The organism is Chryseomicrobium aureum, from assembly GCF_043182735.1.
GTDB lineage: Bacteria > Bacillota > Bacilli > Bacillales_A > Planococcaceae > Chryseomicrobium > Chryseomicrobium aureum.
The window spans coordinates 2,336,701-2,358,981 of the sequence record NZ_CP171117.1 but is presented as its reverse complement, the minus strand read 5'-3'; the positions used below and the strand labels follow the sequence as shown (position 1 = coordinate 2,358,981).

22 protein-coding genes, 1 pseudogene and 1 riboswitch are annotated in these 22,281 nt (G+C 44.9%); of the genes and pseudogenes, 14 read left to right on the top strand and 9 right to left on the bottom strand.

Annotation, left to right across the window (positions count from 1 at the left end; translation table 11 throughout):
- Positions 1-50 precede the first annotated feature (50 nt).
- The 3 genes from ACF3OH_RS12300 to metH are packed head-to-tail and all read left to right on the top strand — an operon-like array spanning position 51 to position 6,422.
- Entirely contained in the window at positions 51-1,163 is a 1,113-nt protein-coding gene (locus tag ACF3OH_RS12300) for a methionine biosynthesis PLP-dependent protein (RefSeq protein WP_204589474.1), read from the top strand.
- Entirely contained in the window at positions 1,160-3,004 is a 1,845-nt protein-coding gene (locus ACF3OH_RS12295) for a bifunctional homocysteine S-methyltransferase/methylenetetrahydrofolate reductase (RefSeq protein WP_392454882.1), read from the top strand. The genes ACF3OH_RS12300 and ACF3OH_RS12295 overlap by 4 nt, the downstream gene beginning before the upstream one ends.
- Positions 2,985-6,422, top strand: a complete 3,438-nt coding sequence (gene metH, locus ACF3OH_RS12290; protein WP_392454881.1) for a methionine synthase — start codon at positions 2,985-2,987, stop codon at positions 6,420-6,422. Before ACF3OH_RS12295 ends, metH begins: the two co-directional genes overlap by 20 nt.
- A 240-nt stretch (positions 6,423-6,662) precedes the next feature.
- Here the strand turns inward: metH and ACF3OH_RS12285 are convergent, their stop codons facing one another.
- Entirely contained in the window at positions 6,663-7,043 is a 381-nt protein-coding gene (locus tag ACF3OH_RS12285) for a DUF2500 domain-containing protein (RefSeq protein WP_392454879.1), read from the bottom strand.
- Positions 7,044-7,182: 139 nt separating this feature from the next.
- On the opposite strand from ACF3OH_RS12285, the gene ACF3OH_RS12280 reads away from it, so the two are divergent.
- Entirely contained in the window at positions 7,183-8,661 is a 1,479-nt protein-coding gene (locus ACF3OH_RS12280) for a BCCT family transporter (RefSeq protein ID WP_392454878.1), read from the top strand.
- A 479-nt stretch (positions 8,662-9,140) separates the two neighbouring features.
- Here ACF3OH_RS12280 and ACF3OH_RS12275 read toward each other — a convergent pair whose 3' ends face one another.
- On the bottom strand, positions 9,141-9,584 hold the full coding sequence (locus tag ACF3OH_RS12275; RefSeq protein ID WP_204589478.1) for a GNAT family N-acetyltransferase: 444 nt from the start codon (positions 9,582-9,584) through the stop codon (positions 9,141-9,143).
- Positions 9,585-9,782: 198 nt separating this feature from the next.
- On the opposite strand from ACF3OH_RS12275, the gene ACF3OH_RS12270 reads away from it, so the two are divergent.
- Positions 9,783-10,430 (top strand): EAL and HDOD domain-containing protein, encoded by a 648-nt coding sequence (locus tag ACF3OH_RS12270; RefSeq protein WP_392454876.1) that lies wholly within the window; start codon positions 9,783-9,785, stop codon positions 10,428-10,430.
- Between the two features lie 131 nt (positions 10,431-10,561).
- Here ACF3OH_RS12270 and ACF3OH_RS12265 read toward each other — a convergent pair whose 3' ends face one another.
- Together ACF3OH_RS12265 and cysK are read right to left on the bottom strand one after the other, a co-directional pair.
- Positions 10,562-11,224 (bottom strand): type 1 glutamine amidotransferase domain-containing protein, encoded by a 663-nt coding sequence (locus tag ACF3OH_RS12265; RefSeq protein ID WP_204589480.1) that lies wholly within the window; start codon positions 11,222-11,224, stop codon positions 10,562-10,564.
- A 54-nt stretch (positions 11,225-11,278) separates the two neighbouring features.
- Complete coding sequence (cysK, locus tag ACF3OH_RS12260; RefSeq protein WP_392454874.1) at positions 11,279-12,196, bottom strand: cysteine synthase A; 918 nt, start codon at positions 12,194-12,196, stop codon at positions 11,279-11,281.
- A gap of 165 nt (positions 12,197-12,361) precedes the next feature.
- On the opposite strand from cysK, the pseudogene ACF3OH_RS12255 reads away from it, so the two are divergent.
- Positions 12,362-13,187: pseudogene (locus ACF3OH_RS12255) on the top strand (patatin family protein).
- 10 nt (positions 13,188-13,197) lie between these two features.
- On the opposite strand, the gene ACF3OH_RS12250 reads toward ACF3OH_RS12255, so the two are convergent.
- Positions 13,198-13,749 carry an NADPH-dependent FMN reductase gene (locus tag ACF3OH_RS12250; protein ID WP_204589483.1) on the bottom strand — a complete coding sequence of 184 codons (552 nt, stop codon included), beginning with the start codon at positions 13,747-13,749 and terminating at the stop codon, positions 13,198-13,200.
- A 12-nt stretch (positions 13,750-13,761) separates the two neighbouring features.
- On the bottom strand, positions 13,762-14,130 hold the full coding sequence (locus ACF3OH_RS12245) for a DUF2188 domain-containing protein (RefSeq protein WP_392454873.1): 369 nt from the start codon (positions 14,128-14,130) through the stop codon (positions 13,762-13,764).
- 102 nt (positions 14,131-14,232) lie between these two features.
- Here ACF3OH_RS12245 and ACF3OH_RS12240 point away from each other — a divergent pair, with 102 nt between their 5' ends.
- The 4 genes from ACF3OH_RS12240 to ACF3OH_RS12225 all read left to right on the top strand — a co-directional run bounded on the left by ACF3OH_RS12240 (position 14,233) and on the right by ACF3OH_RS12225 (position 17,284).
- Complete coding sequence (locus tag ACF3OH_RS12240) at positions 14,233-14,430, top strand: hypothetical protein (RefSeq protein ID WP_204589485.1); 198 nt, start codon at positions 14,233-14,235, stop codon at positions 14,428-14,430.
- A 56-nt stretch (positions 14,431-14,486) separates the two neighbouring features.
- Positions 14,487-14,588, top strand: a riboswitch (SAM riboswitch).
- Between the two features lie 76 nt (positions 14,589-14,664).
- Complete coding sequence (locus ACF3OH_RS12235; protein WP_204589486.1) at positions 14,665-14,946, top strand: hypothetical protein; 282 nt, start codon at positions 14,665-14,667, stop codon at positions 14,944-14,946.
- An 11-nt stretch (positions 14,947-14,957) separates the two neighbouring features.
- A complete protein-coding gene (locus ACF3OH_RS12230; RefSeq protein WP_392454871.1) occupies positions 14,958-16,094 on the top strand; it encodes a glycerate kinase in 1,137 nt (378 codons plus the stop codon).
- Positions 16,095-16,162: 68 nt separating this feature from the next.
- Positions 16,163-17,284: a glycerate kinase gene (locus ACF3OH_RS12225; RefSeq protein WP_392454869.1), complete on the top strand. Its 1,122-nt coding sequence runs from the start codon at positions 16,163-16,165 to the stop codon at positions 17,282-17,284.
- A 57-nt stretch (positions 17,285-17,341) separates the two neighbouring features.
- Here ACF3OH_RS12225 and ACF3OH_RS12220 read toward each other — a convergent pair whose 3' ends face one another.
- Complete coding sequence (locus tag ACF3OH_RS12220) at positions 17,342-18,568, bottom strand: MFS transporter (protein ID WP_392454868.1); 1,227 nt, start codon at positions 18,566-18,568, stop codon at positions 17,342-17,344.
- Positions 18,569-18,674: 106 nt separating this feature from the next.
- Positions 18,675-19,835 carry a YbfB/YjiJ family MFS transporter gene (locus ACF3OH_RS12215; RefSeq protein ID WP_392454867.1) on the bottom strand — a complete coding sequence of 387 codons (1,161 nt, stop codon included), beginning with the start codon at positions 19,833-19,835 and terminating at the stop codon, positions 18,675-18,677.
- Between the two features lie 92 nt (positions 19,836-19,927).
- On the opposite strand from ACF3OH_RS12215, the gene ACF3OH_RS12210 reads away from it, so the two are divergent.
- The 4 genes from ACF3OH_RS12210 to ACF3OH_RS12195 are packed head-to-tail and all read left to right on the top strand — an operon-like array spanning position 19,928 to position 21,725.
- Positions 19,928-20,347, top strand: coding sequence for a DUF1801 domain-containing protein (locus ACF3OH_RS12210; RefSeq protein ID WP_392456775.1), 420 nt, complete (start codon positions 19,928-19,930; stop codon positions 20,345-20,347).
- Positions 20,344-20,814, top strand: a complete 471-nt coding sequence (locus ACF3OH_RS12205) for an SRPBCC family protein (protein ID WP_204589490.1) — start codon at positions 20,344-20,346, stop codon at positions 20,812-20,814. Before ACF3OH_RS12210 ends, ACF3OH_RS12205 begins: the two co-directional genes overlap by 4 nt.
- A gap of 29 nt (positions 20,815-20,843) precedes the next feature.
- Positions 20,844-21,038, top strand: a complete 195-nt coding sequence (locus tag ACF3OH_RS12200) for a hypothetical protein (protein ID WP_392454866.1) — start codon at positions 20,844-20,846, stop codon at positions 21,036-21,038.
- A 21-nt stretch (positions 21,039-21,059) separates the two neighbouring features.
- Complete coding sequence (locus ACF3OH_RS12195; RefSeq protein ID WP_392454865.1) at positions 21,060-21,725, top strand: RNase H family protein; 666 nt, start codon at positions 21,060-21,062, stop codon at positions 21,723-21,725.
- Between the two features lie 46 nt (positions 21,726-21,771).
- On the opposite strand, the gene ACF3OH_RS12190 is transcribed toward ACF3OH_RS12195, so the two are convergent.
- The gene (locus ACF3OH_RS12190; protein ID WP_204589492.1) at positions 21,772-22,173 is read right to left on the bottom strand and encodes a hypothetical protein; all 402 of its coding nucleotides are present in this window, start codon (positions 22,171-22,173) and stop codon (positions 21,772-21,774) included.
- Between the last annotated feature and the right edge of the window lie 108 nt (positions 22,174-22,281).

Genomic DNA, 22,281 nt, shown 5'->3' with positions numbered 1-22,281 from the left:
TTAATAAGAGGGCGTTTTTCTATGCCCTCCACTACTTAGGAGGAGTAAATATGACACATCAACTAGAAACCAAACTCGCACAAGCCGGGAACCGAAGTGACTCAGCAACCGGAGCAGTGAGCCTTCCTATTCATCTCTCAACAGCCTACATCCACCCAGGAATCGGGCAATCAACGGGGTATGATTACTCGCGAACTGCTAATCCTACGCGAACTGCCCTCGAGCTAACACTGGCGGACCTTGAAAGAGGTGATCATGGTTTTGCCTTCAGTTCAGGAATGGCGGCTGTTCACGCCGTACTTCAGTTATTTAAGTTGGGTGATGAGCTAGTCGTATCCGAAGACTTATACGGAGGGAGCTATCGGTTGTTCCATCAGTTAGAAGAACGGACGGGTTTACACTTCCGTTACGTAGACACTTCAAAGCTTCAGTCAATCGAGGCTGCCATCACTGAGCGCACAAAAGCAGTGTTCATCGAATCTCCAACGAATCCATTGATGAAAGAAACAGATATTCAAGCTGTTGCCGAACTGGCAAAAGGACACGAAATCCTGCTGATCGTCGATAACACTTTCTATACACCAATTCTGCAGCAACCGATCACGCTAGGAGCAGACATTGTCATTCATAGTGCGACGAAGTATTTGGGTGGTCACAATGATGTGTTAGCAGGTGCTGTTATTACAAAAGGACAGGCACTTGGTGAGCAACTCACAATCATTCAAAATTCAATCGGGGCCGTACCTAGTCCGTTAGACTGTTGGCTATTAGTGAGAAGTCTTAAAACGTTGGGTCTCCGAGTCGAGCGCCAACAACAAAACGCACAGAAACTTGCAGAGTTCTTAACACAACACGTAGCAATTGATTCCGTCTTGTATCCAGGGAAAGGCGGAATGTTATCGTTTCGGTTACAGAAAGAAGAGTGGGTACCACAATTCCTCGAGCGTCTTACACTCATTGCATTTGCAGAAAGTCTTGGTGGAGTTGAAAGCTTCATCACCTACCCGACAACACAAACCCATGCCGATATTCCGGTAGCGGAGCGTGAACGAGTCGGAATCTGCGGAAGACTTCTTCGTTTTTCTGTAGGCATTGAACATGTGGACGATTTGAAAGCAGAACTGCAACATATTTTAGATGGGTTAGTAGGTGAAGCCGAATGAAACGACCGTTTTTGGAACAACTGCAAGACCGTGTTTTAGTGGCGGACGGGGCAATGGGCACACTGCTTTACTCGTACGGCGTCGATCACTGCAATGAAGAACTAAACCTTTCTCACCCGGAAGACGTCCTGCGTGTACATGAACAGTATATTGCAGCAGGAGCGGAAGTGATTCAGACAAACACCTACGCAGCGAATTACGTGAAACTCGCACGTTATGGTTTGCAAGAACAAGTGAAAGCCATCAATACAGCGGCAGTAAAACTTGCCAAACAAGCTGCGGGGGACGAGGTATACGTCCTTGGAACATTTGGAGGATTGCGTGGAATCAAACAAGACATTCCACTCGATGAAATCAAACGCAGTTTTAGAGAACAGCTCTATATTTTCTTAATGGAAGGCGTCGACGCACTGTTACTCGAAACGTACTACGATTTTGAAGAACTAAAAGCCGTTGTGCAAATCGCAAAGGCAGAGTGTGAGTTACCGGTTATCGCAGAAGTGTCGATGCATGAAGTGGGTGTATTGCAAAACGGCTATTCACTTGCACAAGCATTTGAAGAGTTGGAAGTTGCAGGAGCCGATGTTGTTGGTGTCAATTGTCGAATGGGTCCATTCCATATGCTGAGTGCTCTCAAGCAAGTTCCGATTCCCAAAAAGGCATTGCTCTCCGTCTATCCGAATGCGAGTCTTCCTCAAGTGGAAGAAGGTCGCTATTCGTACGCAGAAGAGTTTCACTATTTTGCAGAAATTGCGGAGGAGCTGAGACAACAAGGTGTCCACTTGATCGGAGGCTGTTGTGGAACAACGCCTGGCCATATTCAAGCAATCGCAGAAACTCTAGGCGACCGCACGCCGATTTCGACTAAACAAATCACGGCAAAAAAATCTGACCCACAAATCGAGCAAGTTTCAGCCGAGTCCCCACTACTTCAAAAAGTGCGGAAGGAAACGACAATTCTCGTGGAACTTGACCCACCAAAGCATTTAAATACCGACCGATTCTACGAAGGAATTCAAGCTCTCCATGAAGCTGGTGCCGATGCACTAACACTCGCTGACAATCCTCTAGCTTCTCCGAGAGTCGGGAATGATGCAGTGGCAGCCATCATCAAAGAACGATACGATGCCACGCCACTTGTTCATTTAACATGCCGTGATCGAAATTTGATTGGTCTCCAATCGCACTTAATGGGTCTCCATGAGCTTGGTGTACAAGACCTGCTCGCCATCACAGGAGATCCTGCCAAAATTGGGGACTTTCCGGGAGCAGCATCTGTCTACGACTTATCAAGTTTAGAACTAATCGAGCTTATCAAGCAGAACAATCGTGGATTATCATTTTCGGGGAAATCACTGGAGAGACCGACACGGTTTTCGGTGGGGGCAGCATTTAATCCGAATTACCGCCATATGGATGCCTCGATCAAGCGGCTTGAAAAGAAAGTCGCAGCAGGAGCGGATTATTTTATTACGCAACCGGTTTTTGGAATCGATCAGCTACATGCACTTGCAGAAGCAGCAAAACAAGTCGATAAACCGTTTTTCGTCGGCATCATGCCTTTATTATCGTCGCGCAACGCAGAGTTTCTGCATCACGAAGTTCCAGGGATTCGTCTTCCAGAAGTGACAAGACAGCGTATGCGAGAAGCGGGAGAAGACCCTGCAACAGCACTTGAAGTCGGCATGACGATTACAAAAGAACTGCTAGAAGAAGCGGTCAAGTTATTTAACGGAATCTATCTGATTACACCATTTCTCCGTTATGAGCTCTCACTTGAATTGATTGACTTTATCAAGACACGCAACAAGGAGGAATCGTATGACCAGCTCCACATTTGAACAGCAACTCCAGAAGAAAATTCTCGTCTTAGACGGGGCGATGGGAACCATGATCCAACAAGCAGACCTATCGGCTGAAGACTTTGGTGGGGAAGAATACGAAGGGTGTAACGAGTACTTAGTTCGTACACGACCCGATGTCGTCGAATCAATTCATGCTGCTTACTTTGAAGCTGGGGCTGACATTGTAGAGACCAACACATTTGGAGCTACACCAGTCGTGTTGGACGAGTATGACCTTGGCCACTTAGCGTATGAATTGAACAAAGAAGCAGCAGAAATTGCAAAGCGTGTCGCCTCGGAATTCGCAACAGATGAAAGACCTCGTTTTGTAGCAGGGGCAATGGGACCGACCACAAAAACGTTATCGGTTACAGGGGGAATCTCGTTTGATGCACTCGTTCAGGATTATCAAGTACAGGCAGAAGGATTACTAGATGGTGACGTAGACGTACTGCTTGTTGAAACAAGCCAAGATGCGCTAAATGTGAAAGCGGCGAACTTAGGTATTCAAAACGCATTCAAAAGCCGCGGTCGTGAACTGCCGATTCTCGTTTCCGGAACAATTGAACCAATGGGAACCACACTTGCTGGTCAGTCTATCGAGGCGTTTTACATTTCGCTAGAGCATATGAATCCGCTTGTTGTGGGCCTGAACTGCGCGACGGGTCCTGAATTTATGCGCGACCATTTGCGTTCTCTATCGACGTTAGCGTCTAGCTACGTCAGTTGTTATCCGAACGCTGGGCTTCCAGACGAAGAAGGAAATTACAACGAGACACCCGAGTCCCTCGCTACCAAAATGGAGGGATTCTTAGAAAAAGGATGGCTGAACTTACTAGGAGGTTGTTGCGGGACGACACCAGACCATATTCGTGCCCTTGCAGCAGTTGCTGAAAAGTATCAACCGCGCACGGCGACAACACATGATGAGCACAAAGTTTCCGGTATCGAGCCGTTCGTTTACGACGACCCGTCTACTCGTCCGATCTTAGTCGGGGAACGCACGAACGTCATTGGGTCTCGAAAATTTAAGCGTCTCATTCAAGAGGGCAAATTAGAAGAGGCATCTGAAATTGCGCGTGCACAAGTTAAAAATGGGGCGCAAATCATCGATATTTGCCTCGCTGACCCGGACCGTGAAGAAGTAGAAGATATGGATCAATTCATCCAACAAGTTGTGAAAAAAGTGAAGGTCCCATTAATGATTGATTCAACAGATGAAAAGGTATTAGAAGTGGCCCTGCGTTATTCACAAGGAAAAGTCATCATTAACTCCATCAATTTAGAAGACGGGGAGGAACGTTTTGAAGCCATAGCGCCGCTTGTGCACCAGTTCGGAGCAGCCGTAGTTGTCGGAACCATCGACGAAAAGGGAATGGGTGTCTCTGCAGAACGAAAAATCGCCATTGCAGAACGCTCCTATCACTTGTTGACTGAAAAATACGGCATAGCGCCATCAGACATTATTTTTGATGCACTGGTCTTTCCTGTCGGCACGGGAGATGAACAGTATATCGGTTCGGCGAAAGCCACTGTTGAGGGGATTCGCGCTATCAAAGAACGCTTCCCGCACTGTCCGCAGATCCTTGGTGTGAGTAATGTCTCATTTGGACTTCCGCCTGTTGGTCGCGAAGTGCTAAATGCTGTGTTCTTGTATCACTGCGTGCAAGCAGGTCTTGATTACGCCATCGTCAACACGGAAAAACTTGAGCGTTTTGCTTCGATTCCGGAAGAGGGGGTAAAACTCGCCGAAGAACTATTGTTTGATACGACAGATGAGACCCTCGCGAAGTTCACGGAATTCTACAGAGGAATGAAAAAAGAAGAGAAAGTGATCGCACTACCGGAAACGGTAGAAGAACGCTTGGCCTACTATATTGTCGAAGGGACGAAAGAAGGGTTACTGCCAGATTTAGACGCTGCTCTTGCAAGCTATGACGCACCGCTAGATGTGATCAATGGACCCCTGATGGCAGGTATGGCAGAAGTGGGCCGCCTGTTCAATGACAATCAATTGATTGTTGCAGAGGTTTTGCAAAGTGCAGAGGTCATGAAAGCAGCGGTCGCTTACTTAGAGCCGCATATGGAGCAATCAGATGTGTCATCGACAAAAGGGAAGGTCATTTTGGCTACGGTAAAAGGGGACGTACATGATATCGGGAAAAACTTAGTGGATATTATCCTGAGTAACAACGGCTATGACGTGACAGATCTTGGAATTAAAGTAACGCCTCAAGAACTCATTGAACAAGTACGGACGCATAAACCAGATATCATCGGTTTATCAGGACTGCTTGTGAAATCCGCTCAGCAGATGGTCGTAACCGCACAAGATTTGAAAGCAGCAGGCATTGAAACGCCAGTTGTCGTTGGTGGAGCCGCCTTGACGCGAAAATTTACGACAAATAAAATCGCAAAAGAATACGATGGTTTAGTGCTATACGCGAAAGATGCAATGGACGGACTTCAAATCTTTAATGACTTGCAAAATCCTGAAAATCGTTTAGAGATTCAGACCTTGTATGACGAGGATCAGAAAAAGCGCTTAGAGGCACCCGAAAAAGAGATTCCTCGAAAGCCGGCAACAGTGGGAACTTCTACAGTAAGTCGAGATGTTAAGGTCTATACTCCTGCCGATTTGGATGTGCATATTTTGCGAGACTTCTCTCTACGTCAAGTCTATCCCTATATCAATCAGCAGATGTTGCTTGGCCATCATTTGGGCATTAAAGGGAAAATCTCTCGCTTGCTAGCTGAACAAGACGAGCGAACGATAAAATTAAAAGAAATAACGGATCAGTTGTTCGAACAGGCAGTAAACGAAGGAATTCTACAAGCATCGGCCATTTATCAGTTCTTCCCGGCGCAATCGGACGGTGACGATGTGATTATCTATGACCCGAAAAATCACACGCGAGAAATTGAGCGTTTCCATTTTCCACGTCAGATAAAACCGGATCATCTTTGTCTAGCCGATTATTTAAAACCAGTCGGTGGGGAGATGGATTATGTAGGATTCTTTACGGTAACAGCAGGAAAAGGTATCCGAACATGGGCGCAGCAACTGAAAGAACAAGGGAAGTTTTTAGAAAGTCATGCGCTGCAGGCTTTGGCGCTTGAGACAGCAGAAGGCTTAGCAGAACGCATGCATGAAATGATGCGCTCGAGATGGGGCTTCCCAGATCCAGTCGAACTATCCATCCAAGATTTGTTCCGAACGAAATACCAAGGCCAACGCTTCTCATTCGGGTACCCAGCGTGCCCGGAGCTCGAGGATCAGAAGAAGCTATGGAAATTGCTTCAGCCTGAACGGATTGGGGTGGAGTTGACGGACGGTTGCATGATGGAGCCTGAGGCATCGGTTTCTGCGATGGTGTTTGCGCATCCGGAGGCTCGGTATTTTAATGTGTATTGATGTTTAGATGTGGAGAACGCCGCTCTTAAATAAAGAGTGGCGTTTTTATATGAGCGTTCGGCAATTGTGTCGAAAGATTCGATGGATAAATGGAGAGATTCACTGGCTAAGTCGAAAGATTCGACGGTTATTTATTGAGTTTCACCACTTCCTCATGTTATGGAAACTAAACACCCGGCTATACCCAAAAAAATCAGCACCTTCTCTTGAGCTGACTCCAGAGAAGGTGCTGATTCTATTTTATACTTGTGGTTCAATCTTACGTTCAAAATTAATATAGCGTGTACCTTGGAACGTTAGTAAACCTAAATCACCTTCCGCAAGCTGCCCGAACTCATGCCCACGAACTGGTAGCTCCATACGGTCACCACTTTGTACTTCAAATGTTACATAATACCAAGTGTTAGCTGCGCTCTCTCCACTGCCACCTGACGTTTCTGTGCGTTTAGTTTTCACAGAAGCGGGTACATTGAGTTGAGGTGAATTGTTATTTTTTGACCACGTTTTAATGGAGCCCCCAATTCCAATAATAATAACAGAAATAATTACAACAAACACCACAGCTATGAACACTGTTCCGAACGAATCCATAAAGCCGAATGTAGGATCTGAATAACCCAATCAAACTCCCCCTTTTTATTTCTTTTACGAGATAGAGGTGGAGAAGTTTCATGTGGACGAAAAAGTACATCACTTGACCCTTACATAAAATTAAGGTAGGGTAGGGAATTGTGTAAACTACTAGAAAGAAGGGGAGAATGTGAAGAAAGTTACAAATGTATTTTGGATTACGCTTGCGCTCGTTATTGTGACTGTCCTTTTTGGAGCAATTGTGCCGGAAGGTTTTGAATCTGTTACCGCGAATATGCAAGCATTTATAACATCTACTTTTGGTTGGTATTACTTGATTATTGTGGGCCTAATGGTTGTTTTTACGCTATTTTTAATTTTTAGCCCGTACGGAAAGATTCGATTAGGAAAAGATACAGATCGTCCTGCATACTCACGTCCAACATGGTTTGCAATGTTGTTTTCAGCAGGTATGGGGATTGGACTTGTATTCTGGGGAGCGGCTGAACCGCTGTCACACTTTGCGGTGTCATCACCAACAGGCGAGACAGGCACAGACCAGGCCTTCCGCGATTCGATGCGTTATACATTTTTCCACTGGGGACTACATGCTTGGGCCATTTATGCGATTGTAGCTTTAGCGCTCGCTTACTTCCAGTTCCGCAAAGGCGAACCTGGATTAATTTCTGCAACACTTAAGCCAATCTTTGGAGACAAAATGTCTGGACCATGGGGTGTTGTCGTCGACGTATTTGCTGTTTTCGCAACGGTTGTCGGTGTCGCAACTACTCTTGGCTTCGGTGCTGTTCAAATTAGTGGAGGACTAGCATACCTCTTAGGAATTGAAGTTTCTTATCCGCTGCAGGTTATTATTATCGCAGTAGTTACCGTTCTGTTCATTGCATCGGCATGGACTGGGCTAAGTAAAGGGATTAAATATTTATCGAATACGAACATGGTATTAGCGATTGCATTATTAATTGGTGTTGTCGTTCTTGGACCGACATTATTGATTTTCAATATGTTTACAGACAGCCTAGGGGCGTATTTGCAGAACATCGTTCGAATGTCGTTCCGCGCTGCACCGCTCGACGGAGAAAGTCGCGACTGGATCAATGGTTGGACGATCTTCTACTGGGCTTGGTGGATTTCATGGGCACCATTTGTTGGGATCTTCATTGCTCGTGTTTCCAAAGGACGTACGATTCGTGAATTCTTAACAGGTGTATTGTTACTGCCATCCTTAGTGAGCTTCTTCTGGTTCTCAGCGTTTGGTTCTACGGCAATCAACGTACAGAAGTCTGGAATCAACTTGTCAGGGCTTGCGACAGAGGAAGTTTTGTTTGCAACATTTAACGAACTTCCATTCGCAACTATTCTGTCAATCATTGCGATCGTTCTCATCAGCACGTTCTTTATCACAAGTGCCGATTCGGCGACGTTTGTTCTAGGTATGCAAACAACGGGTGGATCGATGAATCCAGACAACTCTGTCAAGATCATCTGGGGAGTAGCACAGTCATTGATTGCGGTTATTCTACTGGCAGCTAACGGGCTAACAGCTTTGCAAAATGCCTTGATCATAGCCGCGCTTCCGTTCTCGTTCATCATGGTGTTGATGATGATTTCTACAGTCAAAGCGTTACAGTTAGAGCGTAAACGACTATAACTTTAGATGTGGAGAACGCCACTCTAGAAACTCCGAGGAAATCAGACGTGCCCATGAAGGCTTACTTCAGCTTTTGTGGGTGTGGCTGATTCCGGAGCGTGTTTCTGGCGTTCGGAACTCGATTCCAGTTAGATGTGAAGCCGACTGTTCAGAAATTGTGCGAGAAGACAGCGTGGACTGTGAAGCGCTTTTTGCTTCATAGGCCGCGATGGCTTCTTGCGGGATTTCTAGGAGGCGGAACTCGATTTCGTTCGAAGTCGAAACCCTTTTGATACGTTGAGCTCCGATACGGGGTTGCTTTCCGAGGGCGCTGCGTGAGCTTCCTCGTCGCAGGCTCCTGCGGGATCTCACGGCAGACTGGAATCCCACTGGAGTCAACCCCTCCACTGCACTCAACTTAAATCTTAGACTTGTAATACGTCATTTTAAAGCAAATAAAAGACTCTTTTCGCGAGGTGCGAAAAGAGTCTTTTGTCTGTTTAGAAGGTGATTCTGTGAGTTGTATCAGGTGAATGATGAACAGGGACGAAACCATTTTGACGATAGAAGGCATCTGCTTTCGCAGAATCTGTGCGACACGTGACACTTTTGAATGTTTCTTTTGCTTTTTCAAGACAAGCATCTAGCAACATTGTCCCAACACCGTTTCGACGTTCGTCAGCTGTCACATAAAATCTGCGAAGTCGTCCAGTAGCAGGGTCATCTGCATAGGAGTTTTGTAAAATGCCTCCGATTCCTACAAGATGTCCGTCTCTCCATACCCCATATAAAGCTTCTCCTGGCTTTTTAAATAGTTCCGATCCATCTGCATATTGTTTAACCAGTCTTGTCAAAAATCGATACCCTTCATTTTCGCTTTCTTCAACAAGGTGTTGTACTGAAACTTCATTTAAATCGGTTATTTGTTTCACTTCGTATGACATGATGTGGCCTCCCCTTTTCTTTTCTATTCGACATATCCGTTTTCAATCCCTCTCTATCCATAGGTTTATTTAAAATGATTTGAAACCGAGACTATTTTACTTTTAATTTTACAAACAAAAGTCATTTATTGTTTGATTATTCAGAAAATAAAAGGTAGAATAGTACTAATCAAATTAAATAATATGGAGGTGAAAAGGTTGAATCACTACCTTGCAAGGCAACCTATAGTGGATCGAAACGGACATGTCATTGCTTATGAATTATTGTATAGGAATAGTGAAGAAAACGTCTACACTGCGCAAGACCCAAATAACGCTACACGACAAGTACTCGAAACTGCCTATCATGTTATGGGATTAGATGTAGTTAGTCAAAATCTCCCCGTCTTTGTAAACTTTACTCGTGATTTGCTTATTCAACATCAACAATGGAACATCGCACCTGGCCAGTTGATTATTGAAGTGGTAGAGACGATTGAGTTTGATCAAGAACTGTTAAAAGCGTTGAAACACTTGAAAAAGGCGGGTTATCAAATTGGATTGGATGATTTTAATTGCAATCTTTCTGTTGCAGGTATTCCTGAAATCATTCGCGTGGCAGATTTCATTAAAATTGACTTTCAAGCACCATTTGATCGACAAAAATGTACAGAACAATTAGCAAAACGATCTGGAAAGCGGATGATTGCTGAAAAAATTGAAACACTTGAGGAGTATAAGCGAGCTTTAGACTCAGGGTACGCTTATTTTCAAGGGTATTTTTTTGGAAAGCCAGAAGTATTATCCGCTAGTTCCACCCCCATGCTAATTGACGATCAAATCCTCGTGCATGTTCCTCGATCTTAAAGCATAGTCACTGCATTCTTCTTTATGAGAGTTTTCCGGTGAGAAAAGGGGATACTTGTATCAGTTTAATCAGATTCGCCAAGCACTGGATTTAAAAGGGCGCTGGACATAAGAAAAGAGTAGGCAATCGCCTACTCTTTTAATGTGTCGATAAATGCATGGGCAACAGCTTCCGTTGACTGTGGATTTTGTCCAGTAACTAAGAAACCGTCACGTACTACCTTTTCGCTCCAGTTATCTGCAGCTTCGTGGTGTGCGCCCAATTCTTCAAGCTTTGAAGCTAGTAAGAATGGCATGTCATCTTGAAGGCCTGTATCTTTCTCTTCAGCATCTGTGAACGCACTTACTTTTTTTCCTTTGACGAGTGGATCGCCGTTTGAAAGTGTGACACCGACTAAACCAGCTGGACCATGACATACAGCAGCGACAGGTTTATCAGCTTCATAGATAGAGCGAATCAGCTCTTGTAGTTTTGTATTATCCGGAAGGTCAAACATCGTGCCATGACCTCCTGGTAAAAAGATGCCGTCGAACTGGCTAGCATCTTGATGATCTAGGTGTTCGGTGTTTTCAATAAATTGTTTAGTAGCGAGCATTTCATCGGATACTTCGCCTTCCAAACTCGTAGGGTCAATCGGAATCTCGCCGCCTTTCGGACTCGCGACTGTTACATCATATCCTTCTTTTTGAAAGGCGAGGTAAGCTTCTCCAAATTCAGATAGCCAGACACCAGTTTTTTTTCCGTTCGGTAGTTCGGAGTGATTGGTTAATACCATTAGAATACGTTTTGACATACTTTTGGTCTCCTTTCAATATGAACATACCTCTTTTATATACCCGCTTTTTCTTTATTCAATCAGTCCCATTGATAAGTAGCGTTCACCTGTATCCGGAGCAATGCAAAGAACCTTTTTTCCAGGACCTAAGCGTTTTGCAATTTCAATGGCTGCATAAACAGCGGCCCCGGCAGAAGGCCCAACAAATATACCTTCCTCACGCGCAAGGCGACGGAAGAGGTCAATGGCTTGGTCATCTTCAATTTGGAAAATTTCATCGTAAATTGATGTATTCAAAATTGGCGGAATAAATCCAGGGCTCGTTCCGACAAGCTTGTGGCGACCAGGCTTTCCTCCAGATAATACAGGTGAGCCTTTTGGTTCTACAACGCCGATATACAGATTTGGAAGGTGAGCTTTTAGGGTCTCGCCAGTTCCTGTGATCGTACCACCCGTTCCAGCAGTCGCTACAAACGCATCCAACTCACCATCCATTTGTTCTAGGATTTCAAGAGCCGTAGTGCCACGATGTGCATCAGCATTTGCGGAGTTTTCAAATTGCTGTGGAATGAATGCATTGGGAATCGATTCTTTCAATTCCAGTGCTTTTCCGATCGCCCCCGGCATTTTTTCGTCTTGCGGTGTGAGAACCACTTCAGCACCAAAGGCTTTCAAGAGATTGATTCGTTCCTGTGTACTATTATCAGGAAGAACTAAAATTGCACGGTACCCACGTGCTGCTGCAACCATGGCAAGACCTATACCTGTATTCCCACTTGTTGGTTCAATAATTGTGTCACCTGGACGAATCAGACCTTGTTCTTCCGCTGCTTTGATCATATTATTCGCTGCGCGGTCTTTCACGCTTTTTGAAGGATTGTACATTTCAAGTTTCACATAAACATCCGCTGCACCTTCTGGGACAACGCGGTTTAATTTGACGGCAGGAGTATCGCCTATCAATTCAGTTATACTTTGGTAAATCGTCATTTTTTTCCCTACTTTCATGTTGTTTCTTGTTCAAACAGTATACCAAGTCAGGTATTTAAATTCCAATTCAAAGTGCTTTGATAGGATTTAATTTCGAGATTCCAGTTGCTTCCTGATTGCTTTTGCGAAATACTAGAATGAGAGAAGTAAAAAGGAGAGGTCGCGATGAACGGAGCTGGATTAATTTTAGAAGGCGGAGGCATGCGAGGCGTTTTTACTGGAGGTATTTTAGAATCATTTATGGAGCAGGACTATTATTTTCCATATGTCATAGGGGTTTCGGCAGGGGCATGTCACGGGTCTTCCTATGCAGCTAGACAACGAGATAGAAATCGGAAAGTATCCATTGACTATGTGACGCATCCGGATTATATTTCTTTAAAAAATTTAGTGACAAAACGAGAATTGTTTGGGATGGACTTGCTCTTTGATAAGTTGCCGAATGAACTTGTCCCATTCGATTACGAAACGTTTTCTGCATCTCCGGAACGTTTTGTCATTGGAACGACTGATTGCTATAGTGGAAAACCAATCTATTTTGAAAAAGGAGCACCTCGGGATGAGATTTTGAAGGTGGTTCGGGCCTCTAGTTCTTTACCCTTTATGGCTGCACCAGTTGAGTATAAGGGGCTAAAGTTAATGGACGGTGGCATTGCCGATCCAATCCCATTAAAGAAAGCACTTGAGGATGGAGTAGAGCGCCCCGTTGTCGTTTTGACACGTCCAAAGGGGTATCGCAAAGCAGCTTCCCGGTTTTCAGGCGTCAGTAAGTTCATGTATCAACAATACCCTGGATTGGCTGGATGAATTAGAAACGCAAGGCGATGCATTTGTTATTCATCCACAAGAAACGTTTAAAATCAGTCGAGCAGAACGCAATCCACAGCGGTTGTCTGCGTTATATGAATTCGGCTTAAAAAGTGGGCGAGATGGGTTTGACGAATTAATGGACTGGCTAGGGGAACCATATTCCATCATGCCAAAAGCCTGAGGAAGTCTCCTCAGGCTTTGTTTGTACGTAGTGGTTTCAATGCCCCGCCCCATGCGAGTACTTGGTCAAACATGTCGTTGACGTTTTTGTCGTGAAGGTCACGAGGTGTAAATGTTTGTCCTTTTTCAAAATCTAAGAATAAGGATAAGACAGGATGTACACGTACATCTGCAATCATAAGCTCAGCGCATACTTGTCGAACATGCTCAGCTGCACGTGTACCTCCTGCAGATCCGTAACTGACAATTCCAGCTGCTTTGTTGTGCCAAGACTCTTTCGCACTATCAAATGCGTTTTTTAAAGCTCCCGTCATGCTGTGATTGTATTCTGCGACAACAAATACAAAGGCATCGAGGGAGTCGAGCTTTTCATTCCATCGTTTTACACCTTCTGATTCAGCTGTCCCAAGCAGTGGAAGGTCAAAATCCTTGATATCTACCAGTTCATAATTGGCGTCTTCACGACCTTTCGCTTTTTCGACGAGCCATTCTCCAACTTGTGGACTGACCCGACCATCACGCGTACTCCCTAAAATAATGCCTACCTTTAATTTTTCGCTCATCACCATTCCTCCTCATTCATAATAGGTATCTTCAACGGATCCATCTTGTTTAAACACTTTTAAAATGCCATCTTTATCATTGACATATGTTTTTGCTTCTTCAAGAAGCGATTCTTTTGTAGTAGCCGTCTTAATGGCCCTTTCTCCGTCCTGTTTCATAAGTATCCAGTCGTCTTCATGTGCTTTCACTACATAATGAGGGCGTGAAGAATTGTCACTCCCGCTAACATAGTCACGTGCTTTCGCCGTTGCAATAGAAATGGCGCGGCCTTCTTCCATACCGTCATCCACCATCGCATTTGCCATCTCAATCGCTTTATTCCGTACACTAGCGTCTAAATTTTTCATGGAATCGGGATAGTCCGTTTTTGTCCATGGCATTTCAAATCGCCTCCTTGAATTCCTATTTCCCTGCTCGAGTCGTTTTAAACAGGTGGTTGGAGGGAATACTTTACTAATTCAGAATAAGTGGAGGGATGCACAATGTTTGAAAAAGACAAAGATAAAGAGAAAGTAAATAGTGGGAAGATTCCAATGCCAAGCGATGAAAAATCATTGACTGAAGAAGAAAAAATCGATAGTGATCCGTTCTTTTATCGGGAAGACCCTGCGGATAAAGATGGCGAGAACGAACTGTATAACCATAAAAATGCTGATGAAGATGATATCCGATCGAAATGAGGCTGGGAAATTCCCCCTCTTTCTGCTATACTTGACCTAACTGAACATGAACTCTTTTCTTATCAAGAGAGATGGAGGGAATTGGCCCTACGAAGTCTCAGCAACCTGCCCGCGCGGTAAGGTGCTCCATCCAACAGGGGATACCTGAACGATGAGGAGAAATTGTGCACTTGCAACTCTTCTCTCTCGTGGGGAAGAGTTTTTTGTTTGGCACAATTTTAGGAGGCGATTCACATGGGAAAAGAAGCACTTGAAAAGCAGTTGTATGAATTAAAGACGAAAGAAGTCAAAAGCTATGCGGGGGCTATGCAGCGTCATCAACAGGTCAAAGCACTAGAAGCGCAGTTGCACTACTTGGAGCTTGGGGAAGAGATATCTCGCCAGCGAGTCGATGAGGCGATCGAAGAAATTACAGCACTTGAGCAGGAGATTGCGCGACTATCACGAAGTATAGAAGAAAAGAAACAGGATTTACATTTCTACTTATTCGGTCCATCCGTCAAACGACTATTTTAGGGGGAACAGCCATGAAATTCATCATCAGCTCAGATGCTTGGAAAACAACGTTAACATCTAAACAAGCAACCCGTGCTATTGCACAAGGCTTGCAGTCTGTCGATCCAACGCTTGAAATTGTAGAGTTCCCGATTGCAGATGGAGGGGAAGGAACTTTGGATGCGCTTATGAATGCAACGAGAGGAACATACAAAACGGCCACTGTTCATGACCCGCTTGGCCGTCCGGTTGAGGCGAAGTATGGTGTCACAGGGCTTTCGCGTCATACATGTGTGATTGAGATGGCGCAAGCTTCCGGTTTCTCCTATGTCAAAAAGCATGAACAGAACCCACGACTCGCGTCTACGTTTGGCACCGGTGAACTGATTCGTGCAGCACTTGATGAAGGGCATCGCAATTTTGTTTTGGCAATTGGGAGCAGTGCAACAAATGACGGAGGAGCAGGTATGTTACGGGCTCTTGGATTGAAGTTTTTAGACAAAGAGGGTCAGGAAATGTCAGGAGATTTGGTACAACTTAAACATCTTGATCGGTTAGATGATGCAGAGTTTGATAAACGTCTTCAAGAATGTACATTCGCAGTAGTGAGTGATGTACAGATTCCATATATAGGGCCTCAAGGTGCAACGCGTCTATATGGGGAGACGAAAGGCCTGCAAGCAGAAGAGTCGGAAGAAGTGGAAGCAGCACTCCAACAGCTAGCAGATGTCATCGAGGCACATACCGGGGTTCGTCTGCATGACCGAGCAGGAGCGGGTTCTGGAGGAGGCTTAGGCGGAGCCGTCCAAGCATTTTTCCCGACCAAGTGGTATCACGGAATCGATTTTGTGCTGAAGCGATCAGGATGGGAAAATGCATTGTCTGGTGTTACACACGTAATTACTGGAGAAGGACGCCTTGATGCGCATACGTTCTTAGAAGGAAAAGGACCGCATGGCGTGGCGAAGTTTGCAGGGGACAAAGGCTTGCCGGTGACATTGTTTGCTGGAAGTGGCGATATCGATGTGGCTGAAGAAGCTAACGATGTTTTCAATGAAGTCGTGGTACTTGCCACTTCAGAGAAAGAAGTAGAGCAAGCGCTTGAAAAGCCTGAAGAGGTGTTACGACAAGCGGCAGCGCGCTGGTACGCTTCAAAGCGCGGAGAATAAACGAAAGCCTAGCGGGTGAGAGTACCTGCTAGGCTTTTTGTAAGCGTTTATGAAATGGGGTGAGGAACATGAACATCATCATCAGTCCAGATTCGTTTAAAGGAACTCTTAGCGCGAAAGAAGCAGGAATGGCTATTCGAGAAGGGATTCAATCTGTTCGTCCAGACATCAATTGTACGGTTGTTCCGATTGCCGACGGAGGAGAAGGTACACTTGAAGCTTTAGTGGATGCCACAGCTGGTCGGCTGATTGATGTACCTGTCTTAGATCCTTTAGGTCGAGAAATCGTAGCTCACTATGGCATTCTTGGAGACGGCGTAACAGCTGTCATTGAAATGGCAGAAGCCTCTGGGATTACGCACATAGCTCCAACTGACCGCAATCCGCTTCGGGCATCGACATTCGGTACGGGTCAACTCATTCGGCATGCACTGGATGAGGGATGCCGCAAGTTCATCGTGGCAATTGGGGGAAGTGCGACAAATGATGGTGGGATTGGGGCACTCCGAGCACTGGGGATACGTTTTTATGATACTTCTGGAATGGAACTCAGAACGCACTTGCCGGACTATCTACAGTTAGGAGAAATTGACCTTTCAGATTTTGATTCACGTATCGCTTCTTGTGATTTTTCAATCGCTTGCGATGTGGACAATCCACTACTAGGCGAACGTGGAGCGACGGCTGTTTTCGGGCCACAAAAGGGTGTCACCCCTGAACTTGCGTCTATTCTTGAAAATGTGCTCCAGAGGTATGCAGACGTTGTGTACAAATTGACGGGACAAGCGCATCACTTGAGAGCAGGGGCAGGAGCAGCAGGTGGTTTAGGGATGGCCTTGCTTGCCTTCTTTCCGGCGCATCTCGAACGAGGAATTGATTCAGTTTTGGATGCTATCGAGTATGACCAGTATTTGCGAGAAGCGGACTTGGTGATTACGGGAGAAGGGAAGTCGGATGTTCAGACTCTATCCGGTAAAGCACCTCTTGGGGTGGCAGAACGTGCGCGACGAGTTGGGGTAAAAGTCGCGTTGTTGTCTGGTATGATTCCGTCTCAGGAGAAGAGTTTGCTCGTTCCTCATTTTTCGTACGTAGAAGCCATTGTGTCAAGGGAATGTACGGTGGAACAAGCATTGTCCAAGCCGTATGAGGCGCTTGCTCAAGCAGCGGCGCGATTGGGGAGAAAACTATAATCTCTAAAGAAAAAGGTAGAGATTCGCGTTTATACGAATCTCCACCTTTTTTGATCGTTATACTGCAACTTCAGGCCGCTTTTTATGACGCGAATAGAACCAAAACATGGCGAAGAACACAAGACTGCTTGAAAGTCGTAAGAACGCATTGATGTGCATAGCTTCAACAATGCCAAACAGTTCAAGAAACAAAATCCCGATCTGCGGTGCAATAAATGCCATGAGAGAAAGTAAGACGTTATATGTCGTGATACAATACGTACGTTTATCCGCTGGACTATGTTCGAGTAGCATATTGAAGAGGACTAAGATAACCCCGGACAGGAAGAAACCAGAAGTCGTTTGAACTAAGAACAGTAAAAAGAAGTTTGTCGTCAATACGGTAAAGAATGGCGCGGAAGCCATCCCGATTGCTAAGACAATAAACACGAGCGTGTTGGAATACTTCTCGGACCACTTTTTCCACAGGGGATAGGTAAAGAACTGCATCAACATGTTTCCTGCAGAGAACATACTAAACCAAAAAATTGTCGCTTCGGCAATTCGCACGTGATAGATGTTAAAAAGTCCCCAAGCCATTTGCCACGTAAAATTGAAGAAGAGGGCGGCCACTAAGAACCATCTATAGCCCTGGTCTTTGAAGATGGACCAGTCCATTAATTTTGGTTTCGTATCTGTCACGACGGGATCGTTTTCCTTATGGCGAAATACTAAAAACCCTTCAAGTAAACCAAAACAAAGTGCGACTGCGAATAAAATCTGATACGACATCACACTCTCCGTCGCGTCTCGCAATACGATTCCAACGAAGAGAGTCGTGAATAAACCGACGACTGTTACCATTCGGTTCCGGTCACTGAAAAACTGTGCACGACGATGTTCATCCACTAACCCACTGATAAGCGTCTGCCAGCCGATTGTTGCCAGAGCAGTTGGGACATGCATCATTCCGATGATGACAAGAAATGCCCAGGCCTGCCACTCCAACGGGAGATAGACGACAAAGACGATGGCAAGAAAAAACAGCCTCGCTGTGATAATGGCTGTACCGACGATTCGTTTATGCGTACTACTTTTGTTCAACAAGATAGCTGCTGGAATGGTCATGAGTAAAGCAATCAAAGGAGGGAGCGAGCTCAATAGTCCTACTTGGTAGTTGCTCGCACCTAAAATCGTAATCATAAAGAGCGGGAAAAAGGTGTTGGTAATATTAACGGCCATAGTAGAGGCCATTCCGTTATAAATACTAATGCGTTCATTATAGGGGCGATCCATTTTTAGCATAGTTGTTCTCCATCCATCATTCGTTACCTGAATTATACTCCGGAAACCGAAATTTACAAGAGACTTCCGGAATATTTTTCGATTGACGAAGAAAAAGACATCCGATTCAGGATGTCTTTTGTCGTTCTAGATAGATAATAGGGAGCGTACACAATGCGCCGAGGGCAATGACAGCGGCTGCTCCTACAAGAGCCAGTGAATACGAACCGGTCTGATCCGCAAGAGCTGAAGCCAAAATAGGACCCATCATCTGACCAAGTGCATAGGTAACTGTTAAAACAGACAAAATCCGAGCGCTCGCATGTGGGAACTTTTCCCGTGCATACGAAGCGACGAGGACCGTCACGCCCATAAACGTAGCGCCAAACAAAATTGCACTTAAATAAAAACTGACGGGACTCTGCGATATAGCTGGCAATACAACGCCTGTTGCTTGAATAGTCAGGAGTGCAGCGAACGATTTCATCCAGCCGAATCGATTTCCGACGAATGCCCAAATCATCGTGGAAGGTACTGCTGCCAGACCGACAATCGCCCAGACATTCGTCCCGCTCCCGGCAAATACACTGGACTGCTCGGCAATCGCTACGATGAATGTGCCCGTGATGATGTAGCCAAGCCCTTCCAACCCGTATGCAACTAACAACCAAATCAGCCAAGGTTCAAATCGGCGTTTGGATGAGGGGGGTGCTTGAGAGGGAGGTGAACTCTCGGGTTCTTTCACGACAGCCACTACATACATAGCTAGAAGAAGTGCAATAAAACCAAGACCGATCCAAGCGCCGTCACTAGAATAGCGTTCGACAAGTGGAGCAACTACTAGACCCGACACGAAAATGCCAAGACCTACCCCAGCATACATCACACCGGATAAGCCAATCCTTCCAATAGCTGCGAGGCGGTCCAAAATAATACTTGATGTCAACACGAAAACAAATGCACTCGTCACTCCGGACACAAAACGGAACAAAATCCATACGGTAGGTGATTCTACAAGTCCCATCGCGAATGTCAATGAGATACTAATGGCTAAACTTAGGAGCAACAGTTTCCGACGATAAGTTTGAATGGGTAATATACTTCCGGCTATCGCTCCGGCCAAGTACCCTGCATAATTGGCGGATGCAAGGGTGCCTGCAAAAACAGTTGAAAATCCCTTTTCTAGCTGCATAAATGGTAAGATAGGAGTATACGCAAAACGTCCGATACTCATTGCGATAAACAGTGCAAATACGCCACCCATCACTAGGTAGAGTGGGTGCTTCATAGTTTTCACCTCAGTTAATTCAATTCACTTCATTCAGTATACGTGAAAAATTCGCTTTGCGAAATAGTTAGAGAAGGGACTGGGAAACGATGGTGTATGAACAAAAAACAAAGCCGACAGATGCTAGTGTCAATGAATTTATCGAACAAATCGAGAAACCTTCCAAAAAACAGGACGCGTATCGTTTACTGGACATATTCTATGAAGAAACAGGGTATGAGCCTGTACTCTGGGGCCCGAGCATTATTGGATACGGCGCGTATCATTATAAATACGCAACAGGTCACGAGGGGGACGCAGCGATTACAGGTTTCTCGCCTCGTAAGACCGCTCACGCTCTTTACTTAGATCCAGGAGACGATCGCAGAGAAGAATTGCTTTCAAAACTTGGGAAACACAAATCTGGAAAGAGTTGTGTATACATCAATAAAATCGCTGATATCGATGAAGCCGTTTTACGTGAAATGATTCGTCGGACCGTCACAGCAGTTAAAGAGAGGTATCCAGAATGAAGTGGGATCAACGAATTGAGATAGAAGCCCCGATTGAAACAGTATGGGCGCTTTTTGATGAAGCAAATCCGCAGCGTATTATGCCGAAAGTAGAGAGCAATGAATGGATTGTGCAAAACGACCCGTTACCAGGCTCATCGTACAAACAAACCTACCGAGAAGGCACGCGTACAGAGAGTTATCATGTTACGATTACAGAGTTTGTGGATGAACCAGCGTTTAAGAAGAAAGCTATACAATTTATTTTAGCTAAGTTATTTGAGACGACTTTAACATTCGAACTACACAAACTTGCAGAAGACCGAACAGAATTCCGATATATCGGTTCAAATATAGGCATCAATTTTGTAGCTAAGACGATGCTGAAGTTAGGCAAGAAGCAGGAGAATGGTGGTCCGGTCGTCGAAGAATTCGTTAAGCGTGTGAAGCGTGAAGCAGAACAAGATGCGAACCTATCCGAGAACTAGTTCTATAGAAAAGAAAGGAGACAGATGAGATGAAGTATTTACAAGCACAAATGAGTCAATTAGTGAAATCAGACCGTGAGTTGCAGAAAAAGTTAAAAGGTCTAATGAAAGAACATGATTTAGGGAAATCGCATGCTTTAAAGGCGCTGTATCATTCTGAAGTCGCGGATAGCGGCAAATATATGAATGCCTACAAGGAACTGGACGGGCATCACTCGAATTAATCCTTGTCTTAGGGGGTCTTGATGATGAATGTATCGATTCGTTGGCTTTATAAAACACCTAGAAATCAAGAAGCATGCTTTGAATCGGGGGAAATGCCACTCGAAAGAGCCCTATTGTTTATTGAGGATATGGAGCGTACAGGACGTGTGAAACAAGTCGATTTGATCGACAGCCGTGGTACGTTATGGACAGTCAAAGAAGCAAAGCGCTATATGAAAGAAGTGGAAGTGGAACCACACACTATCCGTGTCTATTTTGATGGCGGCTATAAACGCGAGACTGCGGAAGCAGGCCTTGGTTGCGTCATTTATTATGAACAAAATGGAAAGTCCTACAGACTGCGTCAAAATGCATTTGTCGAAGGCTTTACATCAAATAATGAAGCGGAATTCGCAGCACTTCATTTGGCTCTTCAGGAGCTAGAGTTTTTGGGAGCGAAAGGTGTGCCGGTTGAGATTCGCGGAGATTCCCAAGTGGTGTTGCAGCATATGATTGAAGACTGGGAGATTATGGACCCGACCCTTGCTTCTTGGGGGCGGCGTGTTGATCAAAAGCTTGATAAGATGAAGTTACAGCCAGAGTATCATCAGATACCACGTCATAAAAATAACGAAGCCAATCGTTTGGCAACTCAGGCCTTAAAAGGAATTCCTGTAGCTGCGGAGATTGAACTTGTATCAAAATAAAATCAGCACCTTCTCTTAGATGAAAGCTAGAGAAGGTGCTGATTTTTTATTTACGTGAAGTAGATGGGACTGTGAAGAACGTAATGACAGCAAACAAGAAGAACGCAATCAATAAAATCGTCCCGCCGACAATAAAGAACACCAGGATAAATGTCTCGTTCAAGTTAAACGGATTTAAATTGTACATCCACATACCTGCAGTCAATCCGATAGCGCCAATAATTGCTGTGATGCCATGGATTGTGACCAATTTTTTATACTTGATTTCGAACAGCTGATAAAAAATTCCCCATGCAAATACGGATAACCAACCAACTAACAAGATGTGTGCGTGTACAGGGCTCAGTGCGTAATCCATAGCACCTGCCATATGTGAGCCTAAATACGTGCCGATAAAGCCAAAAATTGCTGAGATTTGTATTAAACGAATACTCCATTTCTTTTCCATAAGAACCTCCTAGTTTCCTGTGCAGAAGTGGTCTGTCATCTTCCACTGCGAATATACCAATTCCGAGAGCTGTAGTAAAGGGAAGTGGTAACATTTTGAATGATACAA